This is a genomic window from Corallococcus sp. BB11-1 (genome assembly GCF_026626625.1).
Taxonomy (GTDB): domain Bacteria; phylum Myxococcota; class Myxococcia; order Myxococcales; family Myxococcaceae; genus Corallococcus; species Corallococcus soli.
The window spans coordinates 63,797-83,080 of record NZ_JAPNJY010000013.1 but is presented as its reverse complement, the minus strand read 5'-3'; the positions used below and the strand labels follow the sequence as shown (position 1 = coordinate 83,080).

Here is a 19,284-nt window from a genome sequence, read left to right as displayed (position 1 = left end):
GGGACTGCGAATCAATGCTGGGTCTCGCGGTCCTTGATGAGCCGCTCCAGCTCCTGCCGGATGATGGTCTCCGCCAGCTGCGGTACGACCTCCCAGGCAATCTTCTCGATGACCTCGCGCGAGGCCTTCGACAGGGCGTCGCGCAGCACGGCCTCGCCGCCATCCGCGGACGGACGGGCGCGCGCGGGAGCGGGGCTCCCCAGGTCGATGGAGATCTCCTCCGCGCCGCTGGGCTCGGGCAGCGAGTCCTCGATGCGCAGGCTCTCAGGACGTGCCTGCACGGCGGCCGGCGGAGCGGACGGAGCCCCCAGGCCGAACGGATCGCGTGCACGCGCGGCCGGCGGGACCGCCGCGGCCGGATGCGCGGGCGGCAGCGGCGTGCCCCCGGCGGGAGGGCGCGGGAAGCCACCCGGGATGTTCGGAGCGCCAGGGCCGGCGGGACGCGCGGCCATGCCCGGAGGCGGCGGCACGCCAGGACCTGGAGGACGCGCACCCGGAGGAGCGCCCGGAGGCGGACGCGCCATGCCTGGAGGCGGCGGCACGCCAGGCCCCGGAGGACGCGCGCCCGGAGGCGGCATGCCAGGACCCGGAGGACGCGCTCCCGGAGGAGCGCCCGGAGGCGGCATGCCAGGACCCGGAGGACGTGCACCCGGAGGAGCGCCCGGAGGCGGACGCGCCATGCCCGGAGGCGGCGGCACGCCAGGCCCCGGAGGACGCGCGCCCGGAGGCGGTGCACCCGGCCCGGGGGGACGCGCGCCCGGAGGCGGCATGCCCGGCCCCGGAGGACGCGCACCCGGAGGCGCGGCGGCGGGCGGCTGCGGCGCCGCGGCCTGGGGCGCCACGGGGGCGTTGGTCTGGGGGAACACGCGCGTCGCGGCGGACGCGGGCATCGTGTTGGACTTCTGGCCCACGAGCGCCTTCACCTTGTCGAGGAGGATCTGGCTCTCGAAGGGCTTGGTGATGTGGTCATCCGCCCGGGCGGCCTTCGCGCGGTTCTCGTCGAACGCCTCGAAGGTGCCGGCCAGCAGCAGCACCGGGATGGCCTGGGTGGAGGGGTCGCTCTTGAGCGCCTCGCACACCTCGTAGCCGCTCTTGCCGGGCATCATCACGTCGGCGAGCACCACGTCCGGACGCAGCTCCCGCGTGCGCGTGATGGCGTCCAGCCCGTTGTCCACCGCGGTCACCTGGAAGTCTTCCGTCGCGAAGATCATCCCGATCACCTTGCGGATGGTGAGCGAGTCGTCGGCGATCAGTAGATTCTTGGGCATCGGCTCCGGCCTCGGGGGGCGCATACCCCCCTGAATTCGTTTGAGATTTCGGGCGAGCAAGCCTGCCTGCCGGCCCTGTGTCAATCGGAGAAGCTTAGGGTTCGCGCTTCCGGCCAATCAAGAAAACATGCGCTGCAGGTCCAGGAACATCACCGGATCCGGCAACCCCGGGGCCTTGAACGTGCCCATCAGCTCGGCGGGCTTGAATTTCTGCAGCACACCGAGCACCCGGGTGGCCGCCAGCCCCACGGTCCGCCCGGCCAGCTCCGTGAGGACGAACAGCTCCTCCGCCAGCGCCGGCGCCCCGAGCAGCGCCGGGACTGAACAGATGGGCCACAGCGCCTGTGCGTGCGGGTAGACCCCCGCCACCGGCCCGCTCTGCACCGGCAGCACGCTGAAGGACACGCCCTTGGGCACCACCTGGGACACGCTGTTCAACGGGACGCCGAACAGCACGCCCTGTGACTCCAGCACCAGCGCCCGCTCCGGGGGCACGTCCGCCCAGTGCACCGGGCGGGGCTCCGGCGGCGAGGCCCGGGGGCCCACGCGGTGGGGCAGCGCCTCCACGATGAGCTCCAGGTACAGCCGGTCCTTGTGCAGCACCGCGCCCCGGCTCAGGGGCGCCAGCGAGTCCGCCAGCCCGGGGGGCAGGAGGAAGAACGGATCCCGCGCCACGTCCGCGACCTCCACCACCGAGCGCACCCGCACCGCGAGCGTGGGGCTGACGTCCAGCACCACCACCATGCCCGGCACCTCCTCCGGGGGCCCGCCGAGCAGCGCGGACAGGTCCTTCACTTCCAGCACGCCCCGCAGGCTGGTGCCACGGGCGCCCGGCATGGCGACCTCCATCACGGAGGTGGCCTCCACGGCGTAGCGCGTCTCACCGGCCTCCACCAGGAGGCAGAGCCGACGTCCGCTTTCAAAGGGGGACACGGGCGAGGACCCTAGCAGCGTTCCGGGCCTTGGTGCTAAGCCGTGAACAGTCATGGCGCGACTGCTCCTCGTCGACGACGAAAAGATCGCCCGCAACCTCTACGGCGACTACCTCACGGCCGCGGGACACATCGTCACGGCCGTGGCCACCGTGGCGGACGCGAAGGCCGCCCTCTCCGCGGAGCGGTTCGACGCGGTGGTGACCGACCTCATCCTGCCCGGCGGCGACGGCATGGAGGTGCTCCGCCACGTGCGCGAGCGCCACCCCGGCGTGGAGGTGGTGGTCATCACCGGGCTCGACAAGGTGGCGCCCGCGGTGCGCGCCATCAAGAGCGGCGCGGCGGAGTACCTCGTCAAGCCCGTGGCGCCAGAGGCCCTGCAGCACGCCCTGCGCCGCGCGCTCACCACCCGCGACCTGATGCGCGAGAACGCCTCCCTGCGCCAGCACGTCGCGCTCCTGGAGGCGGGCCAGCGGATCGCCACCACGCTCGACCGCGAAAAGCTGGCCACGGCCGCCGCCGACGCGCTGGAGTCCATGGCCGGCGCCTCCGCGGTGATGCTGCTGGAGCGCGACCCCAGCGCGGGCTTCCGCGCGCACGGCATGCGCGGACTGCCGCAGGACCTGCACGACACGCTGGTGCCGGTGCTCACCGAGCGGCTGTCCACCTCGCGGGAGGCCCTGCTGCTCGACGGGCTCCAGGTGCCATGGCCGCGCACCCTCACCTTCCCCGCCGTGGACGGCGACACGGTGCTGGGCCACGCGGTGCTCTTCCACGACAGCGCGCCCCCGGAGCACCACCCGGAGACGGTCAGCTTCCTGGTGCGCAACTGGGCGCTGGCGCTGCGCAACCTGGGCCGCTTCGCCGCCGTGGAGGACCTGGCGTACGTGGACGACCTCACCCGCCTGTTCAACACGCGCTACCTGCAGCTCGTGCTGGACCGCGAGGTGAACGAGGCCGTGCAGACGCAGCGGCCCTTCTCCCTGCTGTTCCTGGACCTGGACCGCTTCAAGGCCATCAACGACACGCACGGGCACCTGGTGGGCTCGCGGGTGCTGGTGGAGGCCGCGCGCGTGCTCAAGGGCTGCGTGCGCGACCCGGACGTGGTGGCGCGCTTCGGCGGCGACGAGTACGTCGTGCTGCTGCGGGGCACCGACTCCGGCGGCGCCCTCAAGGTGGCCGAGCGCATCCGCCGCACCATGGAGACCCACCAGTTCCTGGGCCGCGAGGGGCTGGCCATCAAGCTCACCACCTGCATCGGCGTGGCCAGCTTCCCCGAGCACGCCCAGGACAAGGACCACCTGCTGGACCTGTCCGACCGGGCGATGTACCGGGGCAAGCGCGGCACCCGGAACGTCGTCTACATGGCGGCGCAGGACCTGGAGGCCACCCCGGCCGAGCGTCGCCAGGGGCCGCCGACGCCGAACCCGCAGGACTGACGGCGCCCGGGCAACCCGGACGCGGGCCCGCGGGCTGGGCCCTACTTGCGCAGGCTGCCCACGGTGAGGCGCTTGGGCAGCTCCGGATCCGCTTCGGCGGCGCCGCCCCCCTCGCCCACCGCCTCCACCTCCTCGTGGGACGCGCCGGTGGTGATGAGGTGGTACTTCCGCGACGCCTCGCGGTCGTGCTGGGCCTGCGCGGGATCCAACCGGGCGATGAGCTGCCAGAACAGGGCCGCGTGCTCGCGCTCCTCGTCCATGACGTGGCGCAGGATGGCCTTGGCCTCCTCGTTGTCCGTCGCGTCCAGGTGCGCGGCGTAGAGGTTGATGGCGTCCAGCTCCGCCTCGATGTTGAGCCGGATGGAGCGGGCCAGTTCGGAGTCCGTCAGCTTCCGGGGCACCAGCGAGTGGAACGGGTTCGTCTGCGGCATGCGGACCTCTGCGACAGGGGAACCCTCCTCCCGGGCGTTCCGCACGTCGCCGTCCGGACGCCGGTGGGAGGGTGCCCGCGAGCATCCGTGCGAGCGGCGGCGGGGTCAACCGATTCCGGCCGGGGGTGCGTTGCGCGTGAACACCCGCCTCCGCCATGCTCCCCCGTATGGAGACCCCCTCGCCGCTCGCGCAACTGCTCCAGGCCCTGGAAGCAGGGGACCTGCCCGCGGCACGACTCGCGGCGGTGGCCCTGCAGCGCGCCAACGCGCACACCCACCAGGTCGCCGCCGAGGTCCTCCATGAGCTGCGCCAGCCCCTGCTGGGCGCGAAGGCGTACGCCCAGCTGCTCGCCGAGGAAGGGGGCTCCAGTGGCCCCCTGAAGCTGCTGCTCGCGCAGGTGGAGCGGATGGAGCAGATCGTCGCCGACTTCATCCGCCTGGCCAGCGAGCGGCCGGCCCCGCAGCAGCGCCAGTCCCTGGCCGCGCCCATCTGGGCCGCGGCGAAGGTGTTCAGCGTCAACCCGGACTCGGCCCGCATCTCTCTGGAGGTGGAGGCGCCCGAGGACCTCACCATCCTGGGCAACGCGCGGCTCATCGAACAGCTCACGCTCAACCTGCTCAACAACGCGCGCGACGCCATGGCCGGCCGGGGCCGGGTGAAGGTGCGGCTCGCGCACGAGGGCGCCTCGCCCGCGCTGTACGTGGCGGACTGGGGCCCGGGCATCCCCGAGGAGCTGCGCGCGCGCATCTTCGAGCCCTACGTCACCGCCAACAAGCGCGGCACCGGCCTGGGGCTCGCCGTCTGTCGGCGCATCGCGCAGGAGCACCACGCGCAGATCTCGCTCGCGCCCCCGTCGGCGATGCACGAGGTGCCGCCCCCGGCCACGGTGTTCCGCGTGCTCTTTCCACCCACGGACGCGCCGCTGCCGCAGCGCAAGCGCCTGCTGGTGGTGGACGACGAGGGCATCATCCGGATGGTCTTCAAGGACCTGATGGACAAGGAGTGCGAAGTCATTGAAGCGGCCACGGGCGAGGCCGCGCTGGAGCTGCTGCGCTCCACCCCGGTGGACCTCATCGTCACGGACAAGAACCTGCCGGGCCTGTCCGGCCTGGAGCTGGCCCAGCACGCGCGGCGGCTCAACCCCACCTCGCGCGTGATTTTGATGACGGGCTACCCCTCGCTGGTGACGACGCAGCAGGCGCTGCAACTGGGCGTGGTGGACTACCTGCTCAAGCCCTTCGACGACATCCGCCAGGTGCGAGCGCTGCTGCGCCAGGGACTGTACGCGCCCCCGTCCGCGCCCGCCCCCGTCGCCAGCCCCACGGCGCGACGGGTGGACGTGCTGGAGGACAACCCGGCCACCGCGCGGCAGATTACGGAGGCCCTGGCCCTGCTGGGGTTGGAGGCGCGCATCATCGCCGGCTCCGAGGTGGCCGCGATGGATCCGCCCGTGGGCGTGGTGGTTTCGTGGGACTTCGCGCCGGCGTACGGAAAGAAGGCGCTGGAGCTGGGCCGCGCGCTGAGCCAGGGCACACCCTTCGTGGTGCTCGCCGAACACCTCACGATGGAGACCGCGCTGGCGTCGCTGCGCGCCGGGGCCGCCGCGTGCCTGCCCAAGCTGCTCTCCGACACCGCCGCGCTCAGCCGGGAGCTGGGGCTCGCGTTCAAGAAGCCCGTGCCCTCCTGAAGGACGCAGGGCGCTTCGCGCACCGCTGGAAACGCCCCGGCCCCGGGTGCCCCGCATCGCGCGAGGCCCACGGGGCCGGAAGCTCACCAGGGAGGGGCCCCTGAAGGCCCGTCCCCGGTGGGACTCACACTGAGCGGGTGGCTCAGTAGTCCATGTCGTCGCCGCCGTAGTCCGGCATGCCGGCGCCGGAACCACCGACGGCGCCCTTGGACTTCTTCTTCGGGCGCTCGGCGATCATCGCCTCGGTGGTGAGCAGCAGGGACGCCACGGAGGCGGCGTTCTGCAGCGCGGTGCGCTCGACCTTGGTGGGGTCGATGACGCCCGCCTTCTCCAGGTCCTCATAGGTCTCCGTGCGGGCATTGAAGCCGAACGCGCCGGTGCCTTCCTTGACCTTGTTGATGACGACCGCGCCCTCGACGCCGGCGTTGCTGGCGATCTTGCGCAGGGGCTCCGTGAGGGCCTTGCGGATGATCTCCACGCCGAAGTCCTGCTCGCCGCCCAGCTTCAGGCCGTCCAGCGCCTTGAGGCTGCGGATGTAGGCCACGCCGCCGCCGGGGACGATGCCCTCTTCGACGGCCGCGCGGGTCGCGTGCAGCGCGTCCTCGACGCGGGCCTTCTTCTCCTTCATCTCCACTTCGGTCGCCGCGCCGACGTTGATGACCGCCACGCCGCCCACGAGCTTCGCCATCCGCTCCTGGAGCTTCTCGCGGTCGTAGTCGCTGGTGACCGTTTCAATCTGGGTGCGGATGAGCTTGATGCGGCCCTCGATGTCCGCCTTCTGCCCGCTGCCGTCCACGATGGTGGTGTTGTCCTTGTCCACCGTGATGCGCTTGGCGCGGCCCAGGTCCGTGAGGGTCAGGTTCTCGTACTTGTGACCCAGCTCCTCGCTCACCACCATGCCGCCCGTCAGCGTGGCGATGTCCTTGAGCATCTCCTTGCGGCGGTCGCCGAAGCCCGGCGCCTTCACCGCGGCCACGTTCAGCACGCCGCGGATCTTGTTCACCACGAGCGTGGCCAGCGCCTCGCCCTCGATGTCGTCCGCGATGATGAGCAGCGGCTTGCCCGAGCGCGCGACCTGCTCCAGCACGGGGATCATGTCCTGCATCGACGAGACCTTCTTCTCGCTGATGAGGATGTAGGGGTCGTCCATGACGACCTCCATGCGGTCGCGGTTCGTCACGAAGTACGGAGACACGTACCCGCGGTCGAACTGCATGCCCTCGACGACGTCCAGGGTGGTCTCCAGGCCCTTGGCCTCTTCGACCGTGATGACGCCCTCCTTGCCGACCTTCTCCATCGCGTCCGCGATGGTCTGGCCGATGGTCTCGTCACCGTTCGCGGAGATGGTGCCCACCTGCGCGATGGCCTGCTTGTCCGTGGTCGTCTTGGACATCTTCTTCAGCTCGGCGACCACGACCTCCACGGCCTTGTCGATGCCGCGCTTGAGGTCCATGGGGCTGTGGCCGGCGGCCACCAGCTTCAGGCCCTCCTCATAGATGGCCCGCGCCAGCACCGTCGCCGTCGTGGTGCCGTCGCCCGCCTTGTCGGAGGTCTTGGACGCGACCTCCTTCACCATCTGGGCGCCCATGTTCTCGAAGCGGTTCTCGAGATCGATCTCCTTGGCGACGGTGACGCCGTCCTTGGTGATGGTGGGCGAGCCGAAGCTCTTCTCGATGACCACGTTGCGGCCCTTGGGCCCCAGCGTCACCGCGACCGCATCGGCCAGGATTCTGACGCCGCGCAGGATGGAATCACGCGCGTTCTGGTGGAAGAAAATTTCCTTCGCTGCCATCGCAACCTCCGAAAATACTTGGGGAATTTCTACGAATAGGGATGGCCGTTAGCACTCGGCCATGTCGAGCGCCAACATAAGGGTCGCATCGACGATGTCAACGGAAAGGGGCAAACGTGTGGCCCCGCGGACGCCTTCCAGCCCGCCCGGACGGGGGGCCCAGGCGACTGCCGGGCGCTACTCGGCGAAGCGCACGAGGTTCAGCAGCTGCCCCATGTCCAGGGGCTTCTGGAGGGTGATGGCCACACCCTTGCGCAGGCCCCGGTCGGAGATGTTGGCGTCGTTGCTGGCCGTCATCATCAGGACGGAGATGGACTGGAAGCGGGGGTCCGCCTTGAGCATCTCCGTGAAGTGGATGCCGTCCAGGTGGGGCATCAGGTAGTCGGTGATGACCAGCCCCACGGGGTGCCGCTCCATGATGTCCAGCGCCTGCAGGGCATCCGACGCCGAGAACACGGTGTAGCCATGCATCTCCAGATAGCGAGAGAGCATGGTGCACAGCTCGTAATCGTCGTCTACGACCAGGATGTTCACGGGGACTTGGGCAAAACGGGGCGCTGGAAGGTAACAGCGACGCCGGTCGTTGACAACGCGAAGCACGGCTTCTTAGCTGCCCGGCCGTATGATGAAGCGCACGGCGAAGCAAGGGGAGGCGCAGGGCGTGGACGCGCGACTGGACCAGGTGGCGGACGCCTTCGACGCCACCGACTTCGAAGCCGCGCTTTCCCGGGCCGAGGCCATTCTCAAGGACGTTCCGGAGTCACCAGAAGCCCTGCACTACCGGGCTGCGGCGCTGGTGGAGGTGGGGCGGCTGGAGGACGCGGGCCGGGCCTACGGGGCCGCCCTGAAGGTCGCGCCCGAGGACCTGGAGATCCTCTTCGGCGCGGCCGAGTTCCTGGTCTGCCGCACGGGCGAGGACCGGGAGGCGGTGGAGGAGGGGCTGGAGTGGTGTGCCCGGGGCCGGAAGCAGGCGCAGAAGGCCGACGACGTGGAGCTCGTCTACGAGTTCCTCCTGCTGGAGGGCATGGGCCTGAACCAACTGGGCGAGTGCGAGGCGGCCCTCAAGAGCCTGGACGCGGCGCTGGAGCACATGCCGCGCTCGCGGGATGCGCAGCTGGAGCGGGGCATCGCACTGTTCGAGCTGTGCCGCTTCCCGCCCGCGCAGGCGTCCTTCGAGCGGGTGTTGAAGGACGCGCCGGACGAGGCCTGGGCGCACCACTACCTGGGGCTCATCGCGGAGCGGCACGGGGATGCCCGCGAGGCGAAGAAGCGCTTCACGCGCGCGCAGGCGCTGGCGCCCGAGGAGCTCCCGCCGCCGGTGGCCCTGGAGGAGGCGGCCTTCGACCGCGCGGTGGAGGACGCCATGCGCGCTCTGCCCGCGCAGGTGAAGCAGTACATGGACAACGTCACGCTGGCGGTGGAGGACCTGCCGTCGGATGAGGACCTGCTGGGTCAGCAGCCGCCCCTGTCGCCGTGCATCCTGGGCGTGTTCCGAGGCACGCCGGTGGGAGAGCGCAGCGTGACGGACGCGGCGGATCACTTCCCGGCGTCCATCGTGCTGTACCAGCGGAACCTGGAGCGCTTCGCGCGCACCCGTGAGGAGCTGATCGAACAGATTGGCATCACGGTGATGCACGAGGTCGGACACCTGATGGGTCTGGACGAAGACGACCTGTGGGAGCGGGGCCTGGACTAGCACCCACCTCCCCTGCCCTGATGCCCGCCATGAAGACATGGATGCGGCTGGGGCTGATGACGGTGGCGATGCTGGGACTCGGGGCCTGCTCGGGGGACGACGAGGAAGAGCCCATCGTCTGCCCGCAGGTGGTGGTGTTCGCGCGCTCACCGACGGGGACGTGCCAGAGCTTCGGGACGTCGTGCGACGTGCCGGAGGGGTACCTCCGGTGTTGCGGCGGGCTCTTCGGCGGTTGCGCGACCGGGACGAGCTGCGTGGATGATCCGTCCGATACGTGCGCGCCCGGGGCGAGCGCGGACTGCCCGGGCATCTGTCAGTAGGCCCGCCGGCGCGAGCCGTGGGTTGACGGGGCCGGCCCGAGCGGCGGTAATCCCACGCGGTAGGGCCTCCGGACCTGGTGGCCGGCCCGGTCTTCAAAACCGGTGAGGGGCTGCGAGAGCAGTCCCTGGCGAGTTCGATTCCCGTGCCCTACCGCCATGTTTTCCTTGGGGTTTTCTGATGCGGCCCAGAACGGGTTGCGAGGCGCCCCACCCGCCTATACCTCTCGTACCCAAGTTCTACCCAAGTGAGGGGGTTACGGGAGCCACGCATGACCAAGTGGAGCGGGGACCGCACGTACACGGCCACGGACGGAAGCACGCGCTGGATCCTCCGCAAGACGGTCGCCAGGGTCGCGCACAGCGTAACGCTGGACGTGCGGAGCGAGGCCGAGGCCCTGGCCGAGCTGGCGGCCTTCCGCCGCAACCCGGCCGCGAGCCAGGAACGTCAGGACGAGGCCCAGCAGGCCCATGAGGACGCCGCGCAGGCGGTGTTCCTGGACGAGGACCGCGCCCGGAGGTTCCTCCAGCACTTGAAGGCCAGCGGCAGGTCCGACGAGTACCTGAAGAGCACGCGCAGCTACCTGGCTGCGTGGGCAACGGCGCTCACGGGCAAAGACCTGCGCGCGGTGACCGGGCCTGCGTTGAAGAAGATCCTGGCCACCTGGGACACCGGCAAGAAGTGGCGCATCATCGTTTTCAAGTCCTTCACCTCGTTCCTTCAGGACGCAGGCGAACTGGACCCGATGGTGAACCCCGGGCGCTTCCTGAAGGCCCCCCCTGCCCGCCGGAACCGAGAACTCAAGGGTTACAGCATTGAGCACGTCCAGAAGCTCTACGCGGCCCTCGGCTCGCAAACGCTCCGTGACGTGCTGTGCCTCCAGGCCAAGACCGGGATGCACGGCACCGAGGTAGACCGGCTCGCGAGCGGTGACGGTAAGATCACGGCGCTGAAGGACCAGTGCGCTATCGCCACCACCGTCACTTTCAAGCACAAGACCGGGGAGCGGTTCACCGCATCTCTGGATGCGCGCAGGGACTCGCCACATCTCAGCGCCTCCAGGCACGGGGCTCAGCACCGGTTCGACAGACCATCCGCGAGGCCGTGGAGCACGTGTGCGCGCGCACGGACCTAGAGTTCGTCCAATTCGGCGCGATCCGGCACAGCTTCGCAACGTGGCTGGTCGAGCAGGGCCACGCCTACAGCCCAAAGGGCGGGGACCTGCCTCTGAAGGCCGTCGCACAGGCGCTCAACCACAGCAGCACTCGGACCACAGCCCTCCACTACGTCAGCGCCACGATGCCGCCGAGGTATATGGAAGATGCCCTCGCATGAGTCGGGTGTTTTATATCCGTTGGATCCCCGACCCGGAATTCCCATGGCAGCGGCAAAGAAGAAGCGAGCGTCTCGCAGGAAGCCCATCCCTCATGATGTCGCCCGGGCTCTCTTTGCGAAATCAGCGGGCTATTGCCAGAACCCAATTTGTAACGCGGAGCTGTTTCGGTTCTTCGAGGACGGAGAGGTAGCAAGCATCCAAGAGCTCGCCCATATTGTCGCTCAGAGTGTGGACGGTCCTCGTGGCGCTTCCGGGCTTTCCCCAGGTCAGAGGGATGGCATCGACAATATCATCTTGCTGTGCCCGAGCTGTCATACGCTCGTGGACAAGAAGCCGAAGAGCTTTCCCGTGAAGCTTCTTCATGAATGGAAGGCTGAGCACGAACAGCGAGTCGCTGCGCTGTTTGTTGCAGCCAAGTGCAAGACTCGCGTCGCTCTGAACCAGGAGCTCGCTCCGCTTTTCCGGCAGAACCGTAGCATTTTCGAAGTGTATGGCCCTACCTCCGAAAGGGCCGACCTCCTCGTTACGGACATGGCTGGGATGTGGAAGCAGCAAGTCCTCCACCGAATCATCCCCAACAACCGCAAGATCTCCGCGTTGTTGCGCCAGAATCGACATTTGCTCAAGAAACCAGAGCTAGATGCGGTGGATAAGTTCTTCCTTCACCAGGAAGGGTTCGAGTTCAACCATCTATCCGGAGGCAAGAACAAGGACGTCCCCTTGTTTCCGAGAGAGCTCACCAAGCTGTTCGGGGAGAAGTAGCGTATGCCAGATGGCAATCCCAGTTATCAGAAGGTGCCAAGGCCGGAAAGCATCGAGAAGTTGCTGGGCTATCTGAGGGGAAACAAGCGGATCAAGAGGGTAGCCAAGCTCAATGCTCAGAACTACGAGATCATCAGGGGCAGTGGAGTGCCGCTGGTTGTTCACCTCACGAACACATACATCGTTGGGGAAGCGGACGTTTACGAGATCCTCTCCGGCAATGGAGATATCAAGTGCATCGTGACGATGAGCGCTTGGAACTCGTATACTGCTCCGGCAAAGGAGCTGTGTAGGGAGCGGGGGGTGGGGCTGTTTACATTCACCGAGTTTCTGGGGGCTGTGTACTACGATGGGCGCAAATTCGTGGACTACACTCCTCCTAAGACTCGCAGGTGAATTGAAGGCTGCTGGGATTTCTGGAATTGACGTCTATTTGTTCGGGTCCGCGCGTCGGACTGAAGACCCAGAAGACTTGGATGTTCTGGTTGTCTATGACAGTGGGGTGCATACGCCTGCTTCGGCGGTGCGCATCCGGCAGGAGCTCTACCGTCTGGCGACTCGACACACTGCCATTCCACTCGACATCAGCCTTCTCTCCGATGTAGAGGCGGAAAGCTCGCGCTTTGTCGAGATGGAGGATGCTGATTTGATATTTTCGTTCCAGGTGCTCTAGCGCTTGTTCGAAGTGGCAAGCTCCAGGGCGGGTCCGCCCGTGCCATGGAAGAGCTGAGGCATCCCCTCATTTCGAATTCTCCCTCTGAGCGCGTTTGGTCGGCCGCTCATGATTGCTCCGAGGGGAAACTGCAACTGAGGGGATGCCTCAGGATTCGCAGCGTACACCGGACGGCAACCTTCCGTGTATGAGCCGAGGCACCCGCTCGGGCACGGAGTACCTGGACGCGATGATCGCGGCCTGGGAGAAGCCCGGGCTGACCTCGGAGCAGTTCACGGCCACAGCCGCGCCAGGGCTGCCTGCGCATACCCTACGGCCGCGCCAGCGGGCTCGTGGCGGTGGTGTCGCTGGAGGCGCCCGCCGGGGCGTTACCGTGGACTGCGACCGGAGCCGAGTTTGTAGGCTCTGGCCGCCGCACTCTGCGCGCTGCCCCCTGGCAGAGTGAGCCCATTGCCCCAGCGTGATTGGTGGTCGGGTTGTGATCGAGGCAGAAGCGACGGAGCAGGAGACCCGGGGCGGCTTCAGGCTCAAGCTCTGTAACGAGGATGGATCCCGAAGAGTGATCGTCTCCGGGGTGACGTTCCCATAAGGCGCCCAGCGTATTACCGGGGCTCTCATTTCACGAGGTGGTCAGATGAACGCAGTGATCCTCAAGTTCAACGTCGCCAAGGGGAATTACTGGGGAAACGAAGCGCACCCGAACGGCATTGGCCTCCAGACGCTGTGCTCGATCACTCAGGCGGTGGTGGACGTTGTCACTTCGAAAGGTAGCATCTACGTCTGCCGGGTGGGGAGAACGCCGGAGTACTTCGGCCCGATGAGCTGTTCGCCCGAGATTGTCCACGAGAAGGGCGCCTTTTACCGGGTGCTGTTGACCGGGAATTTGGTGAACCGAGCAACTGGGTTCCTAAAAGGGGCAATGACAAACCAAGTTCAGCAAATGTTGGATTCCTCCGAGGGGGTGCTCATCCAGGCACGCAACGTGCGCGCCTTCCACTTCAACGACGACCAACCAGCGAAACTCGTGCTTTCGCTACCTTTTGTCCTGGTGAACCCTGCCTGAGGGAAACCCGGCACCCGCTCCGTCTCAAGCAGCGGATCGTGGGGTGACTATGCGTCGGCATCCGCTCCATACCAAAGTCGTACCCAGGACGAGCGGACGCGGGTGAGCCTCTATGAACGTGCCGCCCGCTCCAGAGGGGAACCGGCCGACCCTCAATCCCTCCGGGCACCTTGTGGATCGGGGTGGCGGGGCTTCAAAACCGGTGAGGGGCTGCGAGAGCAGTCCCTGGCGAGTTCGATTCCCGTGCCCTACCGCTACCTTGCGCGCCTGTGATCGCCCTGACGTCCGGCGGATCCGCCGGGACGATTCCGTTGGACGCGCAGGGCCCTGCCCTACTCCAGTGACACCTGCCTCGGTCCCTTGCCCACGGGGGCGGGCACGCGGCGAGGAGACACACCGATGGCCAGGGTTTCCAACGGGGCGACGCTGCCTTGCCTCCAGGCGAAGGGCGGGCACGCGGACGTGGGCGCGGCGATCGGCCGTGCCTTTCGCGGTCCCATCCAGGAGGCGGTCCGCTCGGCGCTGCTCCAACTCCACCAGGACGGATTGGGCGAGGACGCGCTCCACGAACGCATGGCCCCCGCCATCGACGCCGCGGAGCGCTGGACGCCGCGGCTGGTGACGGAGCTGCGCGCGCGGGCGGATGCGGCCCAGGTGTCCTTCGACGCCTGGCGTACCTGAGCGCAGGAGGACTTCCGCCGGAGCGTCCGGACCGGCATGGTTGCACGAGCCTCGCGTCCCGGACGGCCGGGGGCGGAGTGCTGCTGGGTCACAACGAGGACGCGCTGGTCCCCAACCCCCAGGAGCTCTTCGTCCTGGACGCGGCGGTGACGCCGCCGGGCGCCGGGGAGCACCGCTTCCTCGCGCTCTGCTACGTGCAGGCCCTCCCCGGCTGCTCCGCCGCGATGAACCACCATGGGCTCGCGCTGCTCATGGACTGGCTGCCGGATCCGGACGCCCGCATCGGCCTTCCCTTCGACTACCTGTCACGCGCCCTGCTGGAGCTGCCCTCCATCGAGGCCGCGCTGGACTTCCTGGAGCGGACGCCCCGGGGCGGCGGCGGCAACTGCCTGCTGGCGCACGGCGACCGCATCGTCAACGTGGAGCTGACGTCCACGCGCATGGCCGTGGTCGAGGCCAGCGACCTGGGTTTCCACGCGCACACCAATCACTTCCTGGATCCCCGGCTCGCGACGCTCGCAGGAGAGCCCCAGGCGGACTCGCTGCCGCGCCTGGCCCGCGCCCGGGAGCTGGGCGGCCGCGACCTGACACCCGCCGCGCTCAAGGCCCTGCTGTCGGACCGGCGGAACGCCCCGGACAGCATCTGCCGCGAGCGCACCCTTGGCGCGTTCCTGGCCCACACGACCCAGGGCTTCGTGGAGGTGTGCTGGGGCGAGCCGGCCTCCGCGACCTGGACCCGTCACACCCTGTTCCTGCCCACCCGGGAGATCCCATCCCCGTGATGCCTTTGCCCGAAGAAATCATTCACGCCGTGTCCGTCTGATCCAGAGGCGCCGGCCTCGCATCGGAGCGCTGAACCTTCCCTCGGCGAGCCGTGAGAGGGTTCACCACGACCTGTCAGGTCTGGGCCGCGAGAAACGCACGCAGCGAATGTTTTCAACCGTGCTTGCAAGAATCGGAATTCCGTGAAGTAATGTTGTGACGATTCTGTCACATAGTCCGGTTTTTTCGTTTTCTGAGTTGTCAGCAGTCGCCTCACCGTTGTCCGGGCCCTGAAGGCAGTCCTTGGCGCTGCCGAGGACGGGGCTCCCCCCATCACGAGCGAGCACCAGGCGAGCGGGGCCCAGGGGGCCCGGCGGCCCTGGCCTTGTCTTTTTTCATCCAGGAGCCCATCCAGGCCATGTCCACGCGCATCCGATCCCGCAGGGAGAGCTGGGGCACGATCTTCTATGACAACACCTTGGACGAGTTCTCCGCGGAGGTGCACGCCGGCTGCACGCCCACGCCGGAGAGCCCCATCGGTGTTGGCTGGCTGGTGACGGCCCCCTGCAACCTCAAGTGCATCCACTGCTACGGCAACGTGGAGGACCTCCCGTCCGAGCGCCTCACCACCGCGCAGCAGCTCAAGGTCGCGGACGAGGTCATCCGCGCGGGCGTGATGCGGCAGATCCTCTCAGGGGGGGAGCCGCTGATGCGCCGGGACACCCTCCAGGTCATCGACAAGCTCACCGACAACGGGGTGGCCACCATCCTTGGGACGAACGGGACGTTCCTGTCCAGCCAGGCCATGAAGTCCGTGCGCCGGTGCACCCGCGTGGAGATCAGCCTGGACTCCATGGACGAGCGGGTGAACAACGAGATCCGCCCCAGTCGCAACATCAAGGGCAATACCTATCAGGAGACCCTGCGGGCCATCAGCCTTTGCCAGGACGCGGGCGTCTCCCTGCGCATCCTCACGTGCCTCAACCGCCACAACCACCAGGAGGTCCCCGCGCTCGCCCAGTTCCTCTACGAGCGCGGCATCCGGGACTGGGCCGTGTCGTGGACGCTCTCCGCGGGCCGGGCGCACCACATCTACGGTGAGCTCATGCCCGAGGACACGACCCAGGTCGAAGACATCGTGGAGAAGCTGCGGCTCAAGTACCCGGACATGCAGATCCGGCTCTCCGACCGCACCGTCAACTACAGCCGGTACTACTGCCTCATCTGGCCCAACGGCACGCTGGGCACCGAGGAGATCCTCACCGGCAAGAAGCTCTTCTTCAGCTCCCTCATCACCGGCACCATGCGCGACGGCTGGACGCCGGAGCACTACGACCTGGACGCCCACTTCCGCAAGTGGATCGCGGGCCGCGTGAGGACGGTGGAGCAGCCCCAGGAGTTGAGGTCCCGGGTGGCATGAGCCAGGGTTCGCCCCGCATGGAGCTCATCGACGTCATCGACCTCTCGGGCCGCGTCATCGGGACCGCGCCCCGGGAGCGCATCTACCGGGAGAAGCTGCCCCACCGCATCGTCCACGTGATGCTCGAGCGCGCCGGCACCGTCTTCCTCCAGCGCCGCTCCCGGCACGTCACCTACCTGCCCGGGCACCTGTGCACGTCGGCGGGGGGGCACGTCGACGCGGGCGAGGCCCCGCTGGACGCGGCCCTGCGGGAGCTCCAGGAGGAGCTGGGCGTGCCCGGCCCCGTGGAGCCCGTCGCGGAGTTCGTCTTCGACGACGGACACCACCGCCGCATCTTCCTCTACCGCTCGCGCAGCGAAGCCCCTTTCCGCTTCGCGGAGCGGGAGGTGGACGGCGGGCTGTTCTGTGAAACCACGCGGCTTGCGTCCCTGCGCGAAGAGCCCTGTCACCCGCAGTTGTGGCCCTGCCTGGAGCAGCTCTACCCGGACGTCCTGGCCGCCGGCCGGCCCGTTTCCGAGCGCTCGAAGGCGTGATAGCCACACGCTGAGCGCTCGCGCGTCCACACGATGGAGACCGTCCTCTACGCCCTGCTGTCCGTCCTGCTCCGGTCCGCCAACAGCGTGTTCGACCGGTGGAGCTACGGGCTGCGCAACCAGTCCATCCTGGTCCTCAACTTCGCCAACAACTTCATCCCCTTCGTGCTCCTGGCGGTGCTGCTGCTCGTGGGTGGGGAGTCCTCCTCGTGGGCCCTCTTCGGGGATCCACGGCTCGCCCTGTTCGCGCTCAGCATCCAGGCCGTCGCGTTCGCCTTCTCTGCGGGCTTCCGCAACCTGCCCGTGGCCAAGGTGAACATCGCGTCGCGGGTCGGGGACGTGCTCATCCCCATCGCCCTGATGCTGAGCGGCCGCACGGTGCGTGGGAGCGAGTACCTGTTCGCCCTGGCCGTCTCCGCCTGCTCGCTGCTCGCCATCCGCCCGGGCAAGCAGGACGCTCCGCGCACGGTGGTCCGCTACGCGGTCATCATCACCGCCGCGGTCATCGTGCAGAGCCTCTGCGGCGAGCTGTTCTTCCAGCAGGAGCAGTCCCCGGAGCTGCTCAAGAGCCTGGGGGTGACCACCGCCATCATGTTCTGGCGCAGCGCCTTCTGCCTGCTGCTGCTCGTGGCGTTCCGCCCGTCGCGCGAACGGCTGACGCAGGCCCGGGCGCTGCTGGCGGACGGGCCGGCGCGGCTCAACCTGCTGCTGCGCTCGTCGTTCACCGTCGGCAGTCAGATCACCTTCGTGCTCGCCCTGGCGGCCGGCCAGCGCGTCATCGCCTGGCCCATCCTCAACTCGGTGACGCTGTTCTCCATGGTGTTCGCCAGCACCTTCATCCAGGAGCACCCGGAGCGCCGGGAGGTCTTCGCCATGGTGGCGGTGGTGTCCCTGGCGCTGCTCAAGGCCGTGCTGTGAGCCGGCGCCCGCTCAGGGCGTGAGCGTCGGCAGCACCTGATCCGCGAACCGCAGCGTCAGCGCGGTGAGCGTCAGCGTCGGGTTGATGGCGCCGTTGTTGGGGAAGTTGCCGTTGGTGACGGCGAACACATTGCGCGTGCCATGCAGCAGGTGCCTGCCGTCCACCACGCCCGTCTCCGGGTTCGGCCCGAAGCGCACCGTCCCGACAGAGTGGTCCGCGCGCCGGATGACGCCGGAGACGACCACGTCCTGCTCGCGGCAGCCCGTGCGCTTCATCACCTCCATCAGCGTGTCCGTCATCCACTGCCAGCGCTCACGGAAGCCCTCGCGCGCGGCGTAGCTCACGGACACCGCGCGGCCGCCGCCGTCGTCGCCGGGGAGGATGCGGTTGTCCGGGTGGGGGAACTCCTCGATGAAGCCATGCAGGTTGAAGCGGGGCTCCCGCGCGAAGGACGCCAGGTACTCCGGCTGCAAGCCCTTGGCGGCCCAGGCCTGGAGGTCCAGCTCCTCCGGGTACTCGGAGAAGAGCATCTTGCCGGCCGCCTGGTGCTCCGGCGTGTCGAAGTGGCGTGAGAAGAACGCCGGCATGGGCACCTCGCGGCCGGTGAAGCCCGCTCGCGGCGGGCCCGCGAGCCGGCCATCGAGCTTCAGCATGGGATGGGTCGTGAGGTAGCGCCCCAGCGCGGGCAGCTTCCGCGCGTCGAAGCCCGAGCGCCACAAGAGCTTGGGGGACTCCAGCGCTCCCGACGCGACCACGAACGCATCCGCGGTGACGGTGGCGGTCCCGCCGCCGGGCGTCTTGTGGACCACCCCGCTCGCCTTCCCCGCCTGCATCTGGAGCGCGAGGGCCGGGCTCTCCGAAAGGAGCCGGAACCCCGGATGGGCCTCCAGCGTGGGCAACAGCAACGTGGGATCGAAGCGCGCCCCCATGGGGCAGTAGCGGCAGGTGCCGAACGTCATGCACGGCCCGCCCACGCCCTCGTTGGACTCTCCCCGGCGCGACATGGGGACGTGGTCGTAGGTGATGCCCAGCTCGGTCAGGGCGCGGCGCCCGGGCTCCGTCTCCACGGGGTACGGCGGGCTGTTCCACTTGTAGGATGTCGAGCGCCACGGCGTCGGGTGGCCCCGCGCCGTTATCTGGGGCCCGGTGACGTTCAACAGCTGCTCGGCCTGGCCGTAGTACGGCTCCAGCTCCCGGTAGCCGAAGGGCCAATCCAGCCCCTTGCCCGTGCGGGAGTGCAGCTCGAAGTCCTCCGGCTGGAGCCGGGGCGTCCACCCGCTCCAGTGCAGCGTCGAGCCGCCCACGGCCATCAGCCGGCTGCCCTTGAGCAGGAAGTGGTCGAAGGCGGGATCCGCGCCAGCAAGCTGGTTGGCGTCCCCCTGGGCGTCCTCGCAGGCGTGGTAGGGCCGCACGCCCGTGGTGACGAAGTCCAGCCAGCGGCGCCAGTTCCGCATGGGCACGCGGGGACCGGCCTCCAGCATCACCACTTCATGACCCAGGTGGAGCGCTGCCCGGGCAATGACCACTCCGACGACGCCACTTCCAATGATGCACAGCCGCATGTGTGAGGA

General features: G+C 68.5%; 21 protein-coding genes and 1 tRNA gene. 16 read left to right on the top strand and 6 right to left on the bottom strand.

Going from position 1 to position 19,284, the window contains the following annotated elements; translation table 11 throughout:
• Window positions 1–11: 11 nt before the first annotated feature.
• A complete protein-coding gene (locus tag OV207_RS11990) occupies window positions 12–1,268 on the bottom strand; it encodes a response regulator (RefSeq protein WP_267555096.1) in 1,257 nt (418 codons plus the stop codon).
• Between the two features lie 117 nt (window positions 1,269–1,385).
• A complete protein-coding gene (locus tag OV207_RS11985; RefSeq protein WP_193348310.1) occupies window positions 1,386–2,201 on the bottom strand; it encodes a chemotaxis protein CheW in 816 nt (271 codons plus the stop codon).
• Between the two features lie 52 nt (window positions 2,202–2,253).
• On the opposite strand from OV207_RS11985, the gene OV207_RS11980 reads away from it, so the two are divergent.
• Complete coding sequence (locus tag OV207_RS11980; protein ID WP_193348309.1) at window positions 2,254–3,639, top strand: sensor domain-containing diguanylate cyclase; 1,386 nt, start codon at window positions 2,254–2,256, stop codon at window positions 3,637–3,639.
• 41 nt (window positions 3,640–3,680) lie between these two features.
• On the opposite strand, the gene OV207_RS11975 is transcribed toward OV207_RS11980, so the two are convergent.
• Window positions 3,681–4,070 (bottom strand): demethoxyubiquinone hydroxylase family protein, encoded by a 390-nt coding sequence (locus OV207_RS11975; protein ID WP_267555094.1) that lies wholly within the window; start codon window positions 4,068–4,070, stop codon window positions 3,681–3,683.
• 167 nt (window positions 4,071–4,237) lie between these two features.
• On the opposite strand from OV207_RS11975, the gene sinK reads away from it, so the two are divergent.
• Window positions 4,238–5,758 (top strand): hybrid histidine protein kinase/response regulator SinK, encoded by a 1,521-nt coding sequence (gene sinK, locus OV207_RS11970; RefSeq protein WP_193348307.1) that lies wholly within the window; start codon window positions 4,238–4,240, stop codon window positions 5,756–5,758.
• A 142-nt stretch (window positions 5,759–5,900) separates the two neighbouring features.
• Here sinK and groL read toward each other — a convergent pair whose 3' ends face one another.
• Both groL and OV207_RS11960 read right to left on the bottom strand, forming a co-directional pair.
• Window positions 5,901–7,550 (bottom strand): chaperonin GroEL, encoded by a 1,650-nt coding sequence (gene groL, locus OV207_RS11965; RefSeq protein WP_267555092.1) that lies wholly within the window; start codon window positions 7,548–7,550, stop codon window positions 5,901–5,903.
• A 177-nt stretch (window positions 7,551–7,727) separates the two neighbouring features.
• Window positions 7,728–8,084, bottom strand: a complete 357-nt coding sequence (locus tag OV207_RS11960; RefSeq protein ID WP_120534978.1) for a response regulator — start codon at window positions 8,082–8,084, stop codon at window positions 7,728–7,730.
• An 88-nt stretch (window positions 8,085–8,172) separates the two neighbouring features.
• On the opposite strand from OV207_RS11960, the gene OV207_RS11955 reads away from it, so the two are divergent.
• The 14 genes from OV207_RS11955 (at window position 8,173) to OV207_RS11895 (ending at window position 17,712) form a co-directional block, all read left to right on the top strand.
• Complete coding sequence (locus tag OV207_RS11955; protein WP_193348305.1) at window positions 8,173–9,246, top strand: metallopeptidase family protein; 1,074 nt, start codon at window positions 8,173–8,175, stop codon at window positions 9,244–9,246.
• 29 nt (window positions 9,247–9,275) lie between these two features.
• Window positions 9,276–9,566, top strand: coding sequence for a hypothetical protein (locus OV207_RS11950; RefSeq protein ID WP_267555087.1), 291 nt, complete (start codon window positions 9,276–9,278; stop codon window positions 9,564–9,566).
• A 58-nt stretch (window positions 9,567–9,624) separates the two neighbouring features.
• Window positions 9,625–9,723 (top strand) — tRNA-Sec (locus tag OV207_RS11945).
• Window positions 9,724–9,835: 112 nt separating this feature from the next.
• Window positions 9,836–10,699 (top strand): hypothetical protein, encoded by an 864-nt coding sequence (locus OV207_RS11940; protein ID WP_267555085.1) that lies wholly within the window; start codon window positions 9,836–9,838, stop codon window positions 10,697–10,699.
• Window positions 10,669–10,899 (top strand): hypothetical protein, encoded by a 231-nt coding sequence (locus tag OV207_RS37775; protein ID WP_420715204.1) that lies wholly within the window; start codon window positions 10,669–10,671, stop codon window positions 10,897–10,899. Before OV207_RS11940 ends, OV207_RS37775 begins: the two co-directional genes overlap by 31 nt.
• A 43-nt stretch (window positions 10,900–10,942) precedes the next feature.
• Window positions 10,943–11,662, top strand: coding sequence for an HNH endonuclease (locus OV207_RS11935; protein WP_267555083.1), 720 nt, complete (start codon window positions 10,943–10,945; stop codon window positions 11,660–11,662).
• 3 nt (window positions 11,663–11,665) lie between these two features.
• On the top strand, window positions 11,666–12,058 hold the full coding sequence (locus tag OV207_RS11930; RefSeq protein ID WP_267555081.1) for a hypothetical protein: 393 nt from the start codon (window positions 11,666–11,668) through the stop codon (window positions 12,056–12,058).
• A gap of 76 nt (window positions 12,059–12,134) precedes the next feature.
• Window positions 12,135–12,335, top strand: a complete 201-nt coding sequence (locus OV207_RS11925) for a hypothetical protein (protein ID WP_267555079.1) — start codon at window positions 12,135–12,137, stop codon at window positions 12,333–12,335.
• Window positions 12,336–12,969: 634 nt separating this feature from the next.
• Entirely contained in the window at window positions 12,970–13,398 is a 429-nt protein-coding gene (locus OV207_RS11920) for a hypothetical protein (RefSeq protein ID WP_267555077.1), read from the top strand.
• 399 nt (window positions 13,399–13,797) lie between these two features.
• Entirely contained in the window at window positions 13,798–14,079 is a 282-nt protein-coding gene (locus OV207_RS11915) for a hypothetical protein (RefSeq protein WP_267555350.1), read from the top strand.
• Complete coding sequence (locus OV207_RS11910; RefSeq protein WP_267555334.1) at window positions 14,001–14,861, top strand: C45 family autoproteolytic acyltransferase/hydolase; 861 nt, start codon at window positions 14,001–14,003, stop codon at window positions 14,859–14,861. Before OV207_RS11915 ends, OV207_RS11910 begins: the two co-directional genes overlap by 79 nt.
• A 398-nt stretch (window positions 14,862–15,259) precedes the next feature.
• Window positions 15,260–16,261, top strand: coding sequence for a radical SAM protein (locus OV207_RS11905; protein ID WP_267555075.1), 1,002 nt, complete (start codon window positions 15,260–15,262; stop codon window positions 16,259–16,261).
• Window positions 16,258–16,794, top strand: coding sequence for an NUDIX hydrolase (locus OV207_RS11900; RefSeq protein ID WP_267555074.1), 537 nt, complete (start codon window positions 16,258–16,260; stop codon window positions 16,792–16,794). The genes OV207_RS11905 and OV207_RS11900 overlap by 4 nt, the downstream gene beginning before the upstream one ends.
• Window positions 16,795–16,827: 33 nt before the next feature.
• Window positions 16,828–17,712 (top strand): hypothetical protein, encoded by an 885-nt coding sequence (locus OV207_RS11895; RefSeq protein WP_193348301.1) that lies wholly within the window; start codon window positions 16,828–16,830, stop codon window positions 17,710–17,712.
• A gap of 12 nt (window positions 17,713–17,724) precedes the next feature.
• Here the strand turns inward: OV207_RS11895 and OV207_RS11890 are convergent, their stop codons facing one another.
• Window positions 17,725–19,275 (bottom strand): GMC family oxidoreductase N-terminal domain-containing protein, encoded by a 1,551-nt coding sequence (locus OV207_RS11890; protein WP_267555073.1) that lies wholly within the window; start codon window positions 19,273–19,275, stop codon window positions 17,725–17,727.
• Window positions 19,276–19,284 lie beyond the last annotated feature (9 nt).

Excerpts from the sequence above, each read along its gene's own strand:
- OV207_RS11930 (WP_267555081.1), top strand. The coding sequence starts at position 11,666 with ATGCCAGATGGCAATCCCAGTTATCAGAAGGTGCCAAGGCCGGAAAGC.
- OV207_RS11975 (WP_267555094.1), bottom strand. The coding sequence starts at position 4,070 with ATGCCGCAGACGAACCCGTTCCACTCGCTGGTGCCCCGGAAGCTGACG.
- groL (WP_267555092.1), bottom strand. The coding sequence starts at position 7,550 with ATGGCAGCGAAGGAAATTTTCTTCCACCAGAACGCGCGTGATTCCATC.
- OV207_RS11980 (WP_193348309.1), top strand. The coding sequence starts at position 2,254 with ATGGCGCGACTGCTCCTCGTCGACGACGAAAAGATCGCCCGCAACCTC.
- OV207_RS11905 (WP_267555075.1), top strand. The coding sequence starts at position 15,260 with ATGTCCACGCGCATCCGATCCCGCAGGGAGAGCTGGGGCACGATCTTC.
- OV207_RS11990 (WP_267555096.1), bottom strand. The coding sequence starts at position 1,268 with ATGCCCAAGAATCTACTGATCGCCGACGACTCGCTCACCATCCGCAAG.
- OV207_RS11895 (WP_193348301.1), top strand. The coding sequence starts at position 16,828 with ATGGAGACCGTCCTCTACGCCCTGCTGTCCGTCCTGCTCCGGTCCGCC.
- OV207_RS11950 (WP_267555087.1), top strand. The coding sequence starts at position 9,276 with ATGAAGACATGGATGCGGCTGGGGCTGATGACGGTGGCGATGCTGGGA.
- OV207_RS11890 (WP_267555073.1), bottom strand. The coding sequence starts at position 19,275 with ATGCGGCTGTGCATCATTGGAAGTGGCGTCGTCGGAGTGGTCATTGCC.
- sinK (WP_193348307.1), top strand. The coding sequence starts at position 4,238 with ATGGAGACCCCCTCGCCGCTCGCGCAACTGCTCCAGGCCCTGGAAGCA.
- OV207_RS11900 (WP_267555074.1), top strand. The coding sequence starts at position 16,258 with ATGAGCCAGGGTTCGCCCCGCATGGAGCTCATCGACGTCATCGACCTC.
- OV207_RS11915 (WP_267555350.1), top strand. The coding sequence starts at position 13,798 with ATGGCCAGGGTTTCCAACGGGGCGACGCTGCCTTGCCTCCAGGCGAAG.
- OV207_RS11940 (WP_267555085.1), top strand. The coding sequence starts at position 9,836 with ATGACCAAGTGGAGCGGGGACCGCACGTACACGGCCACGGACGGAAGC.
- OV207_RS11920 (WP_267555077.1), top strand. The coding sequence starts at position 12,970 with ATGAACGCAGTGATCCTCAAGTTCAACGTCGCCAAGGGGAATTACTGG.
- OV207_RS11955 (WP_193348305.1), top strand. The coding sequence starts at position 8,173 with ATGATGAAGCGCACGGCGAAGCAAGGGGAGGCGCAGGGCGTGGACGCG.
- OV207_RS11935 (WP_267555083.1), top strand. The coding sequence starts at position 10,943 with ATGGCAGCGGCAAAGAAGAAGCGAGCGTCTCGCAGGAAGCCCATCCCT.